Source organism: Paraburkholderia sp. BR10141, from assembly GCF_056155635.1.
Window position 1 is genome coordinate 67943 of the sequence record NZ_JBMIQH010000003.1, and the last position, 16730, is coordinate 84672.

The window sequence follows — 16730 nt, forward strand, 5'->3', positions numbered from 1 at the left end:
GCGCGCGCCGAAGAGGGGATATCGGCCGTTACATCACGTAGAGATTGCGTAGACCCGCGTATCGTTCTCGACGCCTTTCCACGCTAGGACCAACTGGCGCTTGAAGCTGACGATGGAAGGCGGTTGCGAGCTGCCCACGTTCGGAATCTTCGCCTGACTGGACCAATTGAGCGACTCGCCGGCGGCGCCTGTTTGATCGCGCGCCAGTTGGGAAAAATAGAGGCCCTGGTCGCCATCTATCCCGCGCCACGCGGCATGAATAACGGACTCGCCGGAAGTGGTGAAATTCGGCTGTGACGTCTCGACGGTGAGACTCGGACCGCCCCACGAACCCGCAGTGCCGCTGCTAACGGGCACCGTTGTGCCATTTCCGAGCAAATACCACGTCAACGTGCTTTGCGGCGCCCACGCGTAACTGCCTGGAGGCGCCGCAGTCGTGTAAAGCGCCTGATCATTCGGCACGCCTCGCCACAGGAGGCGGATTCCGCCATTGATGTCCTGGCAGATAGCGGGCGCGGCCGCCGTACCTACTCCGGGAATAATCTGCTGACCCTGCCAGCGTCCCGAGCGGAATTCGGAGAAGTAAATCTGGTGATCGTTGTTGATGCCTTTCCACACCATCGTGGGAACACCCCGGACGATCGCGATTCGAGGACCATGCGACGAACCCGCGAAAGACAGCGGCGCCTGGGCGGGATTGTCGTGAACGAAGAAGTCGCGGCTCGTTTTGAAATAGAGCCCTTGATCATTGCCGGTGCCGCGCCACACCATCCAGAGGCGCGAGCCATCCCACGCGAGAGCGGGGCCGCCTATCGTGCCGACATCGGTGAATGCACGCTGCTGAGTCCAATGCAAACCGTCGTCCGAAGTCGCAATCCAGATATTGCGATTGTCGCCGCCTCCGCGCCACACCATCGCGAGCGTGTCGCCGCATACGCAGAGCGCGGGCGCCTGTTCGGTCGTGAAGTTGAGCGGCGTTTGGCCCAGCCATCCATACAGCGCCCGAATACCGTCGAAGTCGTCGCGACTGAGCGTTTCTTGCGCGGAGGTCGTCGGGAACATGATGGAATTGCCCGTATTGGCGTGCAGCAGACCGAGCGCGTGGCCAATCTCATGTGTGACGACATTCAGCAAGCTAGGCGAGCCCGAGGCCGCCGTAGGCGCAAACGCGAAGCCGTTGGTAATGGTGATCTGTCTGCCGTCGGGTGTGGTAAGGCCCGCGATGTTGGGGCCGAGCAGACCCACATTGATGCGAATGTCGGCCCCGTTTGTGACCTGCGCAAAGCTCAAGAGCGGCGTGGCCGTTGACCACGTGCCTAAGGCTCTTCTGAGAATCGGGACCACCACGTTGCTGCCGCCAACACCAGGCACGTTGCCTGAAAACGACCAGCTGAACGCCGACTTCCTCGCCCAGTCGCCGCCCTTCAATCCATATGCTTTGGGGACGAGGCCACCAGGACCCGGGCGCGGATCGGTCGAGCCGCAGAGCACTCGGCCGGAAGGAGGCGCAACGCTACGGACCGATAAATCCCGCTGAATGTGCGGCTGCCGCGCTGGAGCAATTTCCCTCACGCCACTGGCCGTGTTAAATTGGCGACCCGCGCCCGTTACGCCTTGCGCGGACGCTGCTGCACAGCAGCCGCACCAACCCGCGCTGCCGAGTATGAAGTCACGACGGTTCAATTCAGCCTCTCAGTCGTTTTAAATACGTTCGTTATCCTGATTAATTGGATATCATTGAATTCCCGGAACGCATCGGTTTCACGTCAGAATAGTTTCATTTCCACAATAGAAACATTTCAATCTTATTTCAAGTCTTGTTCCACACGCTGCCACCGTCACGTGCCCGGAAGATCCCAATCATTCGTGCAGCGGGATGTTGGATGTTTGCGAAGCCACGCGAGCAGGGCGTTCCCATGTCTGCCCTCAGGCAGCACTACCGTCTTGCGTAATCCATCTGTTCGGAACCGAACGCAAGGGTGAAAAAATCGACCTTTAAATTTGCTTGCCTATTGATAAAGTGAATGAAAACTGAATGGCAAATGTAAATACGCAGTCGCATGACGGCCTGCCTCAGCGCGTAGAGCAGAAACGCGCGAACTGTCTTCCCTTGTGCGCATGACCTGCAACGCCTGTTCGCATCGAGCCCGCCGGCATGCCGATGCCAGCGCGATTTGAATCGTCGCTTTCTTTCCCGATGCTGGTCTGCAAACGATCGAAGGCAAGACCAACTCCGACGGAGCCTCCCATGCCATCAGCCAATGCCGAGTCGTATCACCCGATCATCTACATTCGTGGATTCGCGATGAACAAGTCGGACATCGACGAAACCACGGCAGACCCATTTTGCGGCTTCAATTCGGGATCGACTGTCTATCGAGCGCGTCCCGGCGCCACGGACGCAGCGCGTTTCGTGTTCGAGTCGCCCGTCGTGCGGCTCGTGGCGAATCATGACTATGTGAACGTGATCAGCGAAGGGATGGATCTTTCAAGCCCGACGTTCGATGAGCCGATGCCGCGCCGCTCGATTGTGATCTTCCATTACTACGATCCAGCGTCGACGCTTCTCGGCAACGGTGTCGTACCACCGATCCAGGACTTCGCGAGAAAGCTTAGCGATCTCATCGCCCGTTTGCGTACATTGGTGCTCAAGACGGAAGGTGCTTACGCAACGCCCGAGCAGTTCCGCTGCTTTCTCGTTGCGCATTCCATGGGCGGGCTCGTCGCGCGGACCTTCCTGCAAAATCCGCAGTGCGATCCGAATAACGTTCGTACGACCGTGAAAAAACTCTTCACGTATGCGACTCCGCACAACGGCATCGAATTCGGCGGATTCAATGTGCCGAGCTTCTTCACGAGCCATCAAATCGACACGTTCAGCCGTCCTGTGATGGGCAAGTATCTTGGGCTCGTTCCGACCTGGCAAACCCAGACCGACGACGTTGCCCGCTGTCCCGCTACGCCGCTCGACCCCGCGAATATCTTCACGTTGATCGGCACGAACCGCCTCGACTACGAGGTCGGCATGGGCCTGTCGCGCACGTTCGTCGGAAAGGGCAGCGACGGGCTCGTTCGCATTCAGAATGCCGATCTGAAAGGGTTCACCGTTGCCGCGGATGGCACTCAGGTGGAAAGGCCGTGCGCCAAGGCTTTTGTGTATCGCAGCCACTCGGGCTACTTTGGCATTGTCAACAGCGAGGAGGGTTATCAGAACCTCCAGCGTTTCCTGTTTGGCGACTATCGTGTCGACGTATGGCTCGAAGTGGACGACATCGTCATGCCGGCCGGTGATCTCGCCGATGCGGATGCCGCTGGCACGCTCGAAGCGAAGTATCCGGTCGACGTGCTCATTTCGCTGCGCAACAAGCGCTGGTTCCTCACGCGCCGTGTTGCGGAAGAAGACTCGTCAGCCGTGCTCGAGCACAGCGACGTGCGCGCGCAACGGGGCAAGACGCCTGCGCTGGAGAAGGCGCTTTCCACAATCTTCATGGCGGACTGGGGCAAGCTCGACCCGCAGAACCCTACCGTGGCGTACCGCGTGCAACTGTCCGTACGTACACCTGACTATCAGATCGATGGTCGAGACGCCACTGTGGATCATTTCGAAGGCAGCAGCATTTACGCGGATGCGGTGATCGTCGAACTCGACACGAGTCACGTGCCCTGGACCGCGTCTTACTGGTGGGAGAGCGAACAGACGTCCACGGGCGCGCCGTCCACGAAGACGCCGCTCACGCTGCAACCGCTGAATGCGGGATCACCCACTCCGCTCGTTGCACGCATTGCGATCGTAGGCGGTGCCGGAATCAAGTTCAAAGGGGCGTTGAAGTTCATTGCCAGCCCTTGGGCATGAGCGACGATAAAGGTCCATACGCCGGCTCGTTGCCACTGCGTCGCACGCAATGCGCGAAGGCGCGCCGCAACGCCTCTTCGCGCACCGCTTTTACGCGCCACGCCGGTCTACAGCAGGTCCTGGTGGAACGGTGAGTTTTGCGGCAGCGTTCCGTCGTGCCGCACGATCAGTTTCTGCATGCCATTCGTGGCCGAGGCGATGGCCCCGCTCGCGAACCCGCCTTCGGCCGAATACATCTCGCCGAACACAATGGCGTCGTTACTTTACTTGTTCACGAGGAAGCCGAAAAGCCGCCGCGTATTTTTCGCGTCGCCGGGCGCATCCATCTTGAACGCGCCCCAGAAGTGCCGCTGTTCTCCCCAGTTCATGTACGAGAAGCGGTCGCGGTTTTCCGCCAGCAGCTCCGCCAGTTTGCCGATCTTCTCGTGTTGGGGTAATCGTCCGAATCGTGCAAAATCTGGCGGTGATAGCCTGCAAAGCCGCTTGTAGCAAGGCAGCGCGAGCTCGCGGATCTTGCGCTGCTGACGAACTAGCAATTCGTTGAACAGTCGGCGCTTTTCCGGAGAAAGCGCCAGATTTTGCACGATTCGGACGCTTACCCCAATTGGTTCTATTCGCGTGTGGCTCACCAGGACAGTGGCTCAAGGAGCGCTGGTGCGCCAAACTCGACCAGTTGTGCGTTCGAGCGCGAAAAATACCCGCTCCAGAACTGCTTCAGATCCATCAGCGTCTTCGGATCCCGGTAGCCGTTACGCTCGGCAGTCGATCCATTGGCGGCCGGCTGCATGACGCCCGCACCGAGAAGGTAAATGCGTGCCGAACCGAAGTCGCCGAAGAGATTGTTGTCCTGCGCCTTCTTCAGTTCGACGGCGGGGTTGATGTGGCGCACCGCGTTACGCGCATAGAAGCTCGTGACGCTGGAGTTTTCCAGTCCGTCTGTCACAACGAAGACCAGCTTATGTGTGGCCTTCTCTTGTGCAACAGCGGATGAAACGCTCTTCAGTGCCATCAGGATGTCCGACTGGTCTAGGGTCGATGTCCCCGACTTCAAAACCTGGGCGGTCGTTGCGAGCGCCAACCTCTGTCCATATACCAGTTGCTGCTGCATGCAGGTGTGGAAGTCCCGCAGGCGGCTCATGACGACGTTGCCTTCCTCGCTCGCAGGAATCGGACGTTCGATAACGCCCGTATGGAGGACGTTCAGATAGTGGCCCTGCGAGAACGCAGAAAACTCAGCGATGACGAACTTCGTACCTGGCTTGAGCATCCCCTGGACATTGTCGAGCACTGACTTCTGCAACGTGGCATCGAGCTGGACCGTCTGGTCGACCAGCACGTATATGAGCTGGTCGTACTGAACCTGTGGCGCAGCGATCTTGTTCGCTGCATAGCAACTGGGGACGTCGTTCGTAAGACCGGCGTGAGCGGGTAGCACACCCGAAAACGCGAAGCTGGCGCCGAACGCAAGCGAGCGCAAGGCCTGAGTCGATCGGCGCATCAGATATCTCCGAGGATGTCGTCTTCCAGGCGTGCCTGTTCGGCTGCCGCCTTGCGATGTGCCTTGAGAGCCTGAACGGCGGCGAGAATCGAACTGCGGCGCTCAGACGAGCCCTCTGCGGCAATGTCGAGAATCACCTTGCGGCGTTCCTGATCGGGCTCGTCAAGGATGCGTTCCGCAATTCGCGCAACGTCGTTGAAGAGCGGGAGTGCCTCAGCCGCCTGTGCGACATTGACGGATTCCGGAGTGATGGTCTGTTGTGCTCGCTGCGCAGGTGGCGGCGACACGCGGGGTGCCTCGAATTGCTGAACCTGGTCTACGTCTGCCGCGGGGCGCGCTTCCTCCCGCACCTTGCGGTCATAGTAATCTCTGCAACTGATTTTCGACACGTTCTCGCGGTATTTCGGCACCTCGCGGCCGAGATGTGCGCGAAGTTCCGTTAATCGCATGTTGCCGCGATCGAGGGCAGGCTTGATGTGTTTTGCCTGGTAGCTCTGAAAGCTGGTGTGGCCGTACGTCTGGCGATACGCATTCTTGCCATCGCCGATAAACGAGCTCCCGAACGCCTGGAAGAAACCGAGTGCCTGTGTGATCACGTAGATGATCGCGAGTACGATCGCGCCAGCGATGCCCTGGCTGAACATCTCGCTACTCAGTTCGTGGTCGACGTTCTGCTGCGCGGCGCGCGATGAGTCAGCGACGTCAGTCGGCAGCGGGGTCGAGGCGTCGAGGCCTGGCACTGCAGGGAAGGGATTGCTGCCGCTATCCGCTGCCAGCTGACCATGATCGGCGACGTGACTGGTCATCTCGATCTGCAGACCCTTGATCCGCATCCACGTGATGCCGGCCAGCAGGACTGCCAGCAACGTAATGGCGACGATCGGCACAACGAGGCTGCCGCGATCATGCGCCCCCTCCAGCACGCGGCTGCCGAAGCGCACTTTTGGCGACGCGTCCTTGTCGATCTGCTGGTCGTCGCCGCTACTGATCTTGTGACCCGTGTAACCCTCAACCGTCGCATTCACTGAACCGAGCGCCTTTTTGATAGCCGAGCGCTTGTACACTGCCGCGCCCGCTGCGTGCGTCAGTCCAAGCAAACCGACTGCCATCACGGTTGCGATCACATAGCCGATCCAGACCATCTGGTTGCCCGTAATTTCGCTCGCGACGAAGGGCGCAATCAGCATCCCTGTACCCGCCGCTTCTGCGATCGTCAACAGGATCAATGCGCCAAACATGACAGCCGACATCGGCGAGCGGCCGTTCTGGTGAGTGATCTTCAGATATTCGCTTGCACGCTCGAACACCTTCTGATCCACCTTCGGAAGCTTGTCGATATAGGTGGAGCACAGCGATTCTTCTGCGGGCGGCAGGCCAGCGTCCCTCCACGTCGCGACGTTTTCAATGCCATGCGTTTGCTGCTTCCAGCGACGCATCTTGCCGACGAGCGGCACACAGACCCAGAAGTCGGCCCACCAGAGATCGTCGGTATAGCGCTTCCACACGAAAAAGACCGTCACGACGGCCGCAATCAGAAGCGGCAGCGACCACACGATGGTGGAGACAAAAGCCTGGAGAAAATCGGTTATCACGTTCGAGCCCCGGAATTGTTAGTTGTTGGCTGGTTTTAGTGAAGTGCGAAATCGCCCGATGCGGTGTATGCCACCGTCCGGTTCGTGTAGTAAACGTTGCCCGTCGCGCGGGGTTTGCTGACGGGCACGACAAGATCCATGCACTGCATCGGTCCGCCCACGAAGACGCGGTAGAGCGTGGCGTCGCTGCCGCGGTACACGTTCACGGGAACGCGTGCCGAGTACGAAGGTTTCTGCTTCGCATTGCCGGCATAGTCCTTGTAGATCTTCAGTTCCGGCTCCGGGACGGGACTGCCGGCATCGCTCGGCACGCGGACGTTGAGCAATGCGACCAGATTGCCGCCAAGTCCTGCTGCCCAGGGCGCGCCGTAGAATCCGGGCAGATACTCACGAACGTTCAGCACCTGGTCAGTCGCGAGATTGCGCACGGCAGACGCGCTGTGAGGGCGGTCGCCGAGGCAAGAGTTGAGCGTCATCGGCGAGCCGGCGTTGGCGTTACTGATCAGACTGAATGACGACTTTCCGGGTGCTGAGCCGAGCCGCACCGGTATGCCACCGCCTGCCGTAGGTGCGCCACCAAAGTTGTAGTCCGATCCCGATCCGCTTGCTGACGGAGCGCTGTGCGACCGGGCAGCAAACGCAGTCGCAGCGGATACGACAGGCGGATTCGTTCCTGCTTCAGTCGTGTCGCTTCCCGCGTTGGCTGTTTTCGTGACCGATGTCGCTTTCGATCGCGGTTTGACCGCCGGTTTATCCGTTGCGGCGAGATCCGAAGCGGTAGCGTTGACCGCGTTTTTGCGCTCGCCCGATGGCACATCTTTCAGGGCGGCTATGCTCGCGCTGGCGAAACGATAGTTGGCGGGGTCGGCCGTGCGGTTAGACAGGAACTGTTGCAGGTCTGCTTCCGTCGGGACGTCCACAATCTGCACGCGCTGGTTTTCCTCGCGTCCCTGATCTGTCGCATTCGGAGCGATCGGCAACGTATCGCCCGCACCCTGGTAGAAGATGTTCTGCACGGGGACGCCCTGATCGACGAACACTTTGGCGACAGCTTTCGCCCGTTGCTGGGATAGTGCCGCAGGATCCGCGCCGAGCGACGAATCGCTTTCGTCGGTATGTCCGACGATCAAGACCTTCCGTGCGCTTGCCTGCGCGCGCTGCTCGGGCGTCGCGTCAGCTGGCAGCGCTGCCAGCAGCGTTTTGGGTGAATACTGGTTCGCGATCTGCGCGAGGTATTTGCGAGCCTGCGGCGTCAATTCAGCGCTGCCTGCTACAAACTCGTCCGATTTGTTCTCAAGCTGGACATCGAGCCCGACTGTGGCCGGCTTGTCGGCGGAATTGGCCGCGCCTGGCTTGCCCTGTGTGATTGGGGCCGATGCTAGTTTCAGACCGTTCGCCTGCGCAATCCTGTACAGCTCGCAGCGGCGCGCGTCCAAAGCGTGACCTACCAGGAAACCACCGCCAGCCCCAAGTACCACACCTGCGGCTGCACCCTTTGCGCCATTGGCCAGATACCCGATAACGCCGCCTGCTACTGCGCCGACGGCAATTCCTATGTTCCGGTCGTTGTGCGAGCAGGGGTCTTCGCTATTGAAAATGCTGTTGAACTGGGTTTTAACGGAAGGGGCGACTTCTGGCTGTCCGGTTTGCGGGTTGATGGCACAACCCGAAAGACACAAAACCACACCCAGCACGATGGGGCTGCGAATCGTCATTCAAGTCCTTATATGGATCCGAAGGGCAGGCCTCTCTACCTGACCGACCAGCAAGCGCCAGCCCTGGTTGAATACCAGGTCTCTGCACACGAGCCCGGATTAACGGCATATAAGACGTAATCTTTAGTCGCATAATGTTCAAAGAATGAAGAGCAGGTCGAACAACGATGGACCGCAATGCAGCCGCGACGTGTACTTCGAGGCATGTGGAACGGGTTGCGCTGGAATGTGATGCGCCTTGCATGGCATCCGGTCATACTGCACCGTGAGCGATTTCGTCACGCGCCGCGGGAGCCGCCAGGCAAGGATCTGCTCCAGATCCTCATCGGCAGGCGCCGGCCGGTACGCGTTGTAGTCGCTCCTGGGTGGCTTGCCGAGGCGCCGATTGAAGCCGGCGATAAAGGAGGGCGCCCAGGCATTGGCCGCCTCGCACGTGCTGATGCCACGCAGCCTGAGTTCCTTCACGAGCCGGTCCTGCAGCATCAGGTTGGCGCGCTCCACGCGGCCCTTGGCCTGGCTCGTGTTCGCACAGAACGCCTCGGCGTTCAGCTCATACAGGGCCCGCCCGAACTGCGTAACGCCTTTGCCCGCCGTCTGCGAGCGCTGCTTCACGTAAAAGACGCTGGCCTTGTCGCTGTAGAACGCCACCGGCTTGCCGTGCACGGCCAGATACTTCGACAGCGCCTCGAAATAGCGGAAGGTCGATTCGGTCTGCGTGAAGTGCAGCGTCATCAGCCGTCCGGTCGCATCATCGATGAACACCAGCAGCGTACAGGCCGCAGCGCGCGCCTCGAACCATCGATGATCGCTGCCGTCGATCTGGATGAGTTCACCCAGACACGCACGACGGTTACGCGGCTGGTGCAACCGCGGCGGACGTTCCCGGCGCGGGATCCACAGGCCCGCAGCCCTCATCAGGCCAGGCGGCTGAACGGCTGAGCCTGAGCGTGCGCCGGATCGCAGGCGGCCAGCACGCATGCGTTGAAGGTCATTGTCGACCTGTGATGATGTTTCTAGATGTTTGCGAACATATTATGTCAAAGCCATTTTCAGATGTCCGCTTCCCGGCCAAGTTCAAGTGTCCGCTTTTGCGGGGTTCAGGTTTTGTCTTTCACGGGTTGCAGCTCACGCAGTGTCGAAGATCGGATCATGAACGGGCAGGGCATTCGCCCCTGTTCCATTAACGCCTGCTGATCGATGACCTGGTTTGCGCTGGGCCTGCGAAGGCTGCTTTTGCCCGGCCAGGTCGACGATCACCTGCTCGATGTCGGCCTGTGTAAATTCGCGTTGCTTCTTCCTGCGCGCGTGGCCTTGCTTGCGCTCCGTTCGGGTCGAGTCCCCACGGTGCGTTCGCGAAGGCGCTTTACCAATCCGTTCGTTATCGCGCTGGGCCTGAATCACCTGCGAGACCTGAAGTACGTGACTTAGCCGCTTGTGCTCAACCACTGCGCCCTGATCCACCTCGGTCAGCTTGTCGTATTCGCGGTACGGGACCACGCGGCCATCCGCCCGCAGCTCGATGCGTCCGTCCGGATACTCCCAGACCTCGATATACCGATCGATCAGCTTGCGGTTCTCCGGTGTATCGTCCAGCAGGTACAGCACACGGTCGTACTGCACCGTCAGCGACTTCTTGACCTTCCTCGGTTCGCGCCACGTCAGCACCGTATCGAGGCTCTCATCGGCCCGCAGCGGCCGGTGCGCATCGAACTCACTCTTCGGCGGCTTGGCAAAGCGTGCGTTGTAGGCGGCCATAAAGGAGGGCGCATATGCATTGGCTTCGGCCAGCGTACTGATGCCGCGCAGCCGCAGTTCCTTCACCAGGCGGTCCTGCAGCGTCAGATGCGCGCGCTCCACGCGGCCCTTGGCCGAGCTGCTGTTGGCGCAGATCGTGTCGATGTTCAGCTCGTACATCGCGCGACCGAACGGCGTCACGCTGCGTCCGGTACGCTCGGCGCTGGTGTTGCGGAATACGCTGGCCTTGTCGCTGTAGAACGCGCCCGGCTTGCCATAGCTCTCGATGTACGCGCGCGTTGCCTCGAAGTAGCTGAACGTCGATTCCGTCTGCGTGAAGTGCAGTTCCATCAGCCGGCTCGTCGCATCGTCCACGTACACCAGCAGCGTGCATTGCGGCGCCCGGTCCTCGAACCACGCATGCTCACTGCCGTCGATCTGGATGAGCTCGCCCAGGCACGTACGCCGTGCGCGCGGCTGATAGATCTTCGGCGGCCGCTGCCGGCGCGCAACCCATAGTCCTGCGTCCATCATGAGTTTGCGCAACGTCTCCTTCGCCAGCTGGATGCCGTGGCATTCCCGGAGCTTCTCGCAGGCCAGCGTGGGCCCGAAATCGGCGTAGCGCTCGCGGATGATCATCAGGGCGCGCAACGCCAGGCCTTCGTCGAGCTTGCGGTTACCTGGCTGACCGCGCCGGCCCGAGGCCACGCCAGACGGCCCGTGCTCCCGGTACCGGATCACCAGCCGTTCGATCTGACGTACTGTCAGACCCAGCCGTTCGGCGGCACGGCCGGGCTTGAGGCCCGTCTCAACGATGGCCTGTATAACCTTCAGTCTGTCCAGTTCGCGCATGCTCAAACTCACCAGCGTCGTGTCCGGCTTCATGGCAGGCCCCGCAGCGGTTGCAGCAGTCTGCCAGCTTGCCAGCGCTCAAAAACACGACATCTGTAAATAGCCAGAACACGACATTAGGACGTAGCCCCCACAATTAAAAATTCGATAAATTATATTATGTTAAATAAAACATAAAATGCGCTGTGGGACACCTCCACCCAGACGCAGCCACGCCCCATCAAACTCGCAACCCCCGGCTCTTGCGCCGATAAACAAGCAGCGCGCGCATGATGCCGAAACTCAGCGCCGCACCGACTGGCTCGGCACCGCCGTCCAACAAGCGTTCGTCGAAGTGCTGCGTGCGGAAAGCGCGTTCGAATCCGGCGGCACCTGATCCGCGCACCACCCCGCATTCCCACCCCTCCCGCCTCGCGCTCACTCCCCAATCCACGAGCCCCGCAAGTCGCTGTCGTGCATGAGCTGCAGCAGCGTTTGCGCCGGGCGGGAAAGCCGCTTTGCCGCGAGCACGATGAATTCGACGTTGGGCAGCGCCGGCAGGCTCGCGACGTTCACGGGCGGCGCCAGTCCGCGCGCGGCGAGGTATTGGGGCCGCACAGTGACGCCGAGGCCGGCGCGCGCCGCCGCCACGCAGCCCGAATGGCTGCTGCTCGTGCATACCAGTTGCCAGCGGAAATCAGTCTGCGCAAGCGCGTCGAGCACCACGGCCCGCGTCACGCTCGGCTCGGCGACGAGGATGAGCGGCAGCGGCTGCGCGAGATCCATCGTCGTGCCGGCGCGCGCGAGCCATTCGAGCCGTCCGGTGAAGAGCACCGTGCCGCGTTTGTCGCCCAGCCGCCGCTTGCCCACCATCAGGTCGATGGCGCCGGAATCGAGCAGCTCGTAAAGCCGGCCCGTCATGCCGATGGTGATTTCCAGCTCCACGTCGGGATGCGCGTTGCGAAACGCCGTCAGCACGGCGGGCAGCGGGCCGAGCGCAACGTCGTCGGAGCAGCCGAGCCGCACCCGCCCGCGCAGGCGCGGCGCGCGGAACTGCGATTCGGCGCGGTTGATCGCCTGCAGGATGCTGCCGGCATGCGCCAGCATCGCCTCGCCATCGGACGTGATGGCAAGCGAATGTGTGTCGCGGATAAACAGGCGGCGGCCGATCGACTCTTCGAGCCGGCGTACGTGGTCGCTCACGCTCGACTGCGTGAGGCCGAGCTGGCGCGCCGCTTCTGTGAAACTGTGGCAGCGCGCGACCGCTTCGAAGGTCCTGAGCCAGATGGGATTGAGCATGGCGGATGGTTATCGGCAATGCCGATGACAGTCAAAGTCTCTACTGGGGTTCCCGATGAGCGACGGTAACAATATCATGACGCCATTGATGACAATTGCGCCGCAAAGCCGTTCCCGCCCCTCACGCGGCGCGCCGAGAAGTTCCAGATGAACAAAAATTCGAGCCACACGGCGCTGCTATGGATCGTCGCCGCGGGCTTTTTCATGCAGACGCTCGACACGACGATCGTCAACACCGCGCTCCCCTCGATTGCGCGCAGTCTTGGCGTAAGACCGCTCGTGATGCAGCCGGTCATCGTCGCGTACACGTTGACCATGGCCATGCTCACGCCCGCTTCGGGCTGGCTTGCCGACCGCTTCGGCACACGCCGCGTCTACTTCGTCGCGATTCTGATCTTCGTGCTCGGCTCGCTATGCTGCGCGAGTGCGCACACCCTCGCGCAACTCGTGGTCGCGCGCGTGCTGCAGGGCATCGGTGGATCGATGCTGATGCCGATCGGCCGGCTCGCGGTGCTGCGCGCGGTGAGCGGCGAGCAGTATGTCTCGGCGCTCGCGCTCATTTCGGTGGCGGGCCAGGTGGGGCCGATCGTCGGCCCGACGCTCAGCGGCTGGTTCGTGCAGGCGATCTCGTGGCACTGGATCTTCCTGATCAACGTGCCGATCGGCCTCGCCGGCGTGTTCGCCGTGCACCGCTATCTGCCTAACGCGTCGAGCACTGCGGCGCCTCCATTCGATCTCGCCGGATGTGCACTCGTGTCGCTGTGCATGATTGCGTTCTCGCTGGCCTTCGACACGCCGGTCCAGACGCATCGCGCCGCGTGGTCTGCCGGGCTCTTCGCAGTCGGCATCGCGGCGGCCTTCGCTTACGTGGCCTATGCACGCGGCCACCGCGAACCGCTCTTCAAGCTGCGCTTGTTCGGCGAGCCGAATTTCAGCGTCGGCCTGATCGGCAATCTCGTCTGCCGCGTCGGCTCGAGTGCCGTGCCGTTTCTCGTGCCGCTGCTCATGCAGCTCGAGCTCGGCTACTCGCCGCTGCGCTCGGGCCTCATGATGCTGCCCGCCGCGCTCGCAGGGACGGTCGCCAAACGCTGGATTGCGCCGCTGATCCGCCGTTACGGCTACGAGACGTTCCTGCTGGTCAACACGCTGATCGTTGGCGCATCGATCGTTGCGTTCGCACTGATCTCGCGCGGCACGCCCGTTGCGGTGGAGATGGTCGTGCTGGCCATCTTCGGCGCGGCCAACTCGATGCAGTTCGCGGCGATGAACAGCGTCACGCTCAAGGACCTCTCGCACGAAGACGCCGGCAGCGGCAACAGCCTTTTTTCGATGGTGCAAATGCTCGCGATGGGACTCGGCGTCACCATCGGCGGCGCGCTCGTGAGCCTTGGCGAGGCACAGTGGGGATCGGTTGCGCCCGGCTTTCGCATGAGCTTCGCCGGCGTGGGCGCGATCACGCTGATCTCCGCCCTGGTCTTCCGCCGCATCGACACGCAGACGCGCGTCGCCGCTGCGCCTTCCGCGATGGCGTCGACGGCCGCTCGCCGCTGAGCGCGCGATCAGTGCGCGAGAATGCCCATCGCGCACTTCTTCAGATCCAGGAAGTGCGGTTCGAATGCGACCTCTGGCGTACGCGGTCTGTCCAGTTCGATGGGCACGTCGAGTGCCACCCGCCCCGGCCGCGCCGAAAGCACGACGAGACGCGTACCGAGAAAGATCGCTTCGTCGATGTCATGGGTGATGAAGACCACCGTGCAGTGGAGTTGCTCCCACAGTGCGGTCAAGAACGTCTGCATGGAACTGCGCGTCTGCGCATCCAGTGCGCCGAAGGGCTCGTCCATCAGCAGCACCTTCGGCTTCATCACGAGCGCCCGCGCGATTGCCACGCGCTGTTGCATGCCGCCCGATAGCTCATAGGGCTTGTGTCGTGCGAAAGACTCCAGACCGATGATGCGCAGAATGTCCGCCGACTCCTTGTGCCGTTGCGCCTTGGGCACCCCATGCAGTGACGGCCCGAACTCGATGTTTTCTGCCACGCTGAGCCACGGAAACAAGCCGGCCTGCTGGAATACGACGACTCGGTCGGCCCCGGGCTGGTCCTTGATCTCGCCATCGATATAGATGTTGCCCTTCGTGGGCGAAGTCAGACCGGCGAGCAGGTGCAGCAAGGTCGTCTTTCCACAGCCCGAGGCGCCGAGCACGGTGATGAATTCGCCGCCCCGGAACTGCAGATTGATGTTTTCCAGTGCCGATGTGGCGCCGAACGTCTTGTACAGAGAATCGATGACGATGTTCAAGTTCGTCTCCTGCTCGACAGTCAGACAGTCAATGGATCAATGCGCCAGATGTTTCGAGTACTGCGGCGCGACGTTGTTGTCGAAACTCGCCGGCACGCTCGGAATGCGGCCAATCGAGTTCAGCACCTTGGCCGTATTCACCAGAGTCAGGTACGTGGCGGAGGTTTTGACGCCCGCGTCGAGGCCCATGACTTTCGGCGTGGTCTGATCGGTGCCGGAAAACAGCTCATAACCGGCGAGTTCGCTCGTCGCCACCGGCACCGTCACGCCCGTTGCTTTCGCCATCTCGGCGAGCGCCTTGTCGCGATCCTTCATCGTCACCTGATAGCCCTGGTCGAGCGCCGCCACGAAACCGCGGACCAGGTCCGGATGCGCCTTCGCCCAGTCAGAGTTGGCGATACAGACGTTGTAGCTCGAGGCTTCACGCGGCAAGTCTCCGTCCGTCTTGATCGCCTTGCCGCCAGACGTACGCAGCGCGCTGAATACCGGATCCCAGACGATCGCCGCATCGATTGCACCGGTCACCCATGAGGTGCGCATCTGCGGCGGCGCCATGTTGATTTGGGTGACGGACGCATACGGCACATGCGCAGCAGCCAGGAAGGTCGCCAGTTCGAACGAGGCCTGCGAGCCGGCGACGATCGCGATCTTCTTGCCTTGCAGCCCCGCGACGTCGTGGATGCCGCTGTCCGGCTTGACCACGATGCCGGCCGCATTCGTATAGCGCTCCTGGTTGTATACGATGGTCATCGGCAAGCCCTGTGCGATCGCCGTGACGAGCGGCGGCACGCCCAGTCCGCACATGAACGTGAGACTGTTCGATGCCAATGCACTCATCGCCGCCGGCCCCGAACTGAAGAGCTTGTACTGGACATCGGCGTTCATCTGCTTTTCGAACAGATGCTCGGCCATCGATACCATGTACGGATCGGCGCCGTTGTCCTCGTAGCCGATGATCACCTCGGGCTTGCTCTGCAAATGCACCGCGCCAGGAACCAGACAACTGCTCGCCAGCACAGCCGCGCTCATGCCATAGACCCATTGCCTCTTTTTCATGTGTCGTCTCCTCCTCTCACCCGATCAGTTATGTCCGCGCCACGGTACGACGATATTTTCGATCTTGCGAATCGCCAGCTCCATTGCATATCCGATCAACCCGATGATCACGATGCCGACGATCACGATGGCAACCTGCAAGGCCTGTCCGGCGAACTGGACGAGCCAGCCAAGGCCGCTGCTCGCCGCGATCAGTTCCGCGGCGACCAGACAGGTCCACGCCACGCCGATACCCACGCGCATCGCGGTGAAGATCTCCGGCATGGCCGAGGGCAGCACGACCTTGCGGAAGATTTGTGCGTTGGTCGCGCCGAGCGTGCGGGCAACCTCGATGCGCAGCGGCGGCGTGCTTTTCACGCCCGACATCGTGCCGATGATGATTACAGGAATGGTGCCGACCAGAATCAGAATGGCTTTGGGCAATTCGCCGATGCCGAACCACACCACCAGCAGCGGAATATAGGCAAGCGGTGGAACCGGCCGCACGAACTGCAGCAGCGGATCGATGATGTCGAACACGATCTTGTTGCGTGACATCAGCAGCCCGATCGGTACGCCGATCGCAATCGCGCCCACAAAACCAATAACGATGCGAAAGCAACTAATCAGGATGTCGCTGACGAGCGACTGGCCGCCGTACCCGTTGTGGACGATTTCGACGAAGGCCTGCCATACCGCCACCGGCGAGGGCAGCGCGAAGGGCGGGAAGATGCGCGCCATCGATACGGCCTGCCAGAGCACGACGCACATCACGAGCACTGCAGTGGTTAGCCACCAGGCATTCATTTTCCCGTGGCCGCGGCGGATCTTGATGACCGGCTCGATCGACGAATCCGCTTGATGCTTCATCGTCTT

General features: G+C 61.4%; 13 protein-coding genes and 1 pseudogene. 2 read left to right on the forward strand and 12 right to left on the reverse strand.

The annotated features are described in order from the left end of the window. Window positions 1–33: 33 nt before the first annotated feature. On the reverse strand, window positions 34–1428 hold the full coding sequence (locus tag ACOJB8_RS05080) for a matrixin family metalloprotease (protein WP_475011297.1): 1395 nt from the start codon (window positions 1426–1428) through the stop codon (window positions 34–36). Window positions 1429–2248: 820 nt separating this feature from the next. Here ACOJB8_RS05080 and ACOJB8_RS05085 point away from each other — a divergent pair. Beyond that, a complete protein-coding gene (locus tag ACOJB8_RS05085) occupies window positions 2249–3853 on the forward strand; it encodes an esterase/lipase family protein (protein ID WP_475011298.1) in 1605 nt (534 codons plus the stop codon). Between the two features lie 107 nt (window positions 3854–3960). Here ACOJB8_RS05085 and ACOJB8_RS05090 read toward each other — a convergent pair whose 3' ends face one another. The 8 genes and pseudogenes from ACOJB8_RS05090 to ACOJB8_RS05125 all read right to left on the reverse strand — a co-directional run bounded on the left by ACOJB8_RS05090 (window position 3961) and on the right by ACOJB8_RS05125 (window position 12522). After that, window positions 3961–4101: a hypothetical protein gene (locus ACOJB8_RS05090; RefSeq protein WP_368685036.1), complete on the reverse strand. Its 141-nt coding sequence runs from the start codon at window positions 4099–4101 to the stop codon at window positions 3961–3963. Between the two features lie 15 nt (window positions 4102–4116). Then, window positions 4117–4437 carry a hypothetical protein gene (locus ACOJB8_RS05095; protein WP_342950011.1) on the reverse strand — a complete coding sequence of 107 codons (321 nt, stop codon included), beginning with the start codon at window positions 4435–4437 and terminating at the stop codon, window positions 4117–4119. Between the two features lie 41 nt (window positions 4438–4478). After that, a complete protein-coding gene (locus ACOJB8_RS05100; protein ID WP_475011301.1) occupies window positions 4479–5330 on the reverse strand; it encodes a hypothetical protein in 852 nt (283 codons plus the stop codon). A gap of 20 nt (window positions 5331–5350) precedes the next feature. After that, a complete protein-coding gene (locus ACOJB8_RS05105; protein ID WP_342950013.1) occupies window positions 5351–6943 on the reverse strand; it encodes a hypothetical protein in 1593 nt (530 codons plus the stop codon). 35 nt (window positions 6944–6978) lie between these two features. After that, window positions 6979–8658 (reverse strand): OmpA family protein, encoded by a 1680-nt coding sequence (locus ACOJB8_RS05110; RefSeq protein ID WP_342950014.1) that lies wholly within the window; start codon window positions 8656–8658, stop codon window positions 6979–6981. 219 nt (window positions 8659–8877) lie between these two features. Next, window positions 8878–9576: pseudogene (locus tag ACOJB8_RS05115) on the reverse strand (ISNCY family transposase); the annotation flags it as partial. Between the two features lie 207 nt (window positions 9577–9783). Continuing rightward, entirely contained in the window at window positions 9784–11277 is a 1494-nt protein-coding gene (locus ACOJB8_RS05120; protein WP_475011302.1) for an ISNCY family transposase, read from the reverse strand. Between the two features lie 384 nt (window positions 11278–11661). Further along, window positions 11662–12522, reverse strand: a complete 861-nt coding sequence (locus ACOJB8_RS05125) for a LysR family transcriptional regulator (protein ID WP_069267257.1) — start codon at window positions 12520–12522, stop codon at window positions 11662–11664. A gap of 147 nt (window positions 12523–12669) precedes the next feature. Between ACOJB8_RS05125 and mdtD the strand changes: the two genes are divergently transcribed. Next, entirely contained in the window at window positions 12670–14073 is a 1404-nt protein-coding gene (gene mdtD, locus ACOJB8_RS05130) for a multidrug transporter subunit MdtD (RefSeq protein ID WP_475011304.1), read from the forward strand. Window positions 14074–14081: 8 nt separating this feature from the next. On the opposite strand, the gene ACOJB8_RS05135 is transcribed toward mdtD, so the two are convergent. The 3 genes from ACOJB8_RS05135 to ACOJB8_RS05145 are packed head-to-tail and all read right to left on the reverse strand — an operon-like array spanning window position 14082 to window position 16724. Then, window positions 14082–14819, reverse strand: a complete 738-nt coding sequence (locus ACOJB8_RS05135) for an ABC transporter ATP-binding protein (protein ID WP_475011305.1) — start codon at window positions 14817–14819, stop codon at window positions 14082–14084. 36 nt (window positions 14820–14855) lie between these two features. Further along, window positions 14856–15875, reverse strand: coding sequence for a taurine ABC transporter substrate-binding protein (locus ACOJB8_RS05140; RefSeq protein ID WP_475011306.1), 1020 nt, complete (start codon window positions 15873–15875; stop codon window positions 14856–14858). 24 nt (window positions 15876–15899) lie between these two features. Next, a complete protein-coding gene (locus ACOJB8_RS05145) occupies window positions 15900–16724 on the reverse strand; it encodes an ABC transporter permease (RefSeq protein ID WP_406954079.1) in 825 nt (274 codons plus the stop codon). Window positions 16725–16730 lie beyond the last annotated feature (6 nt).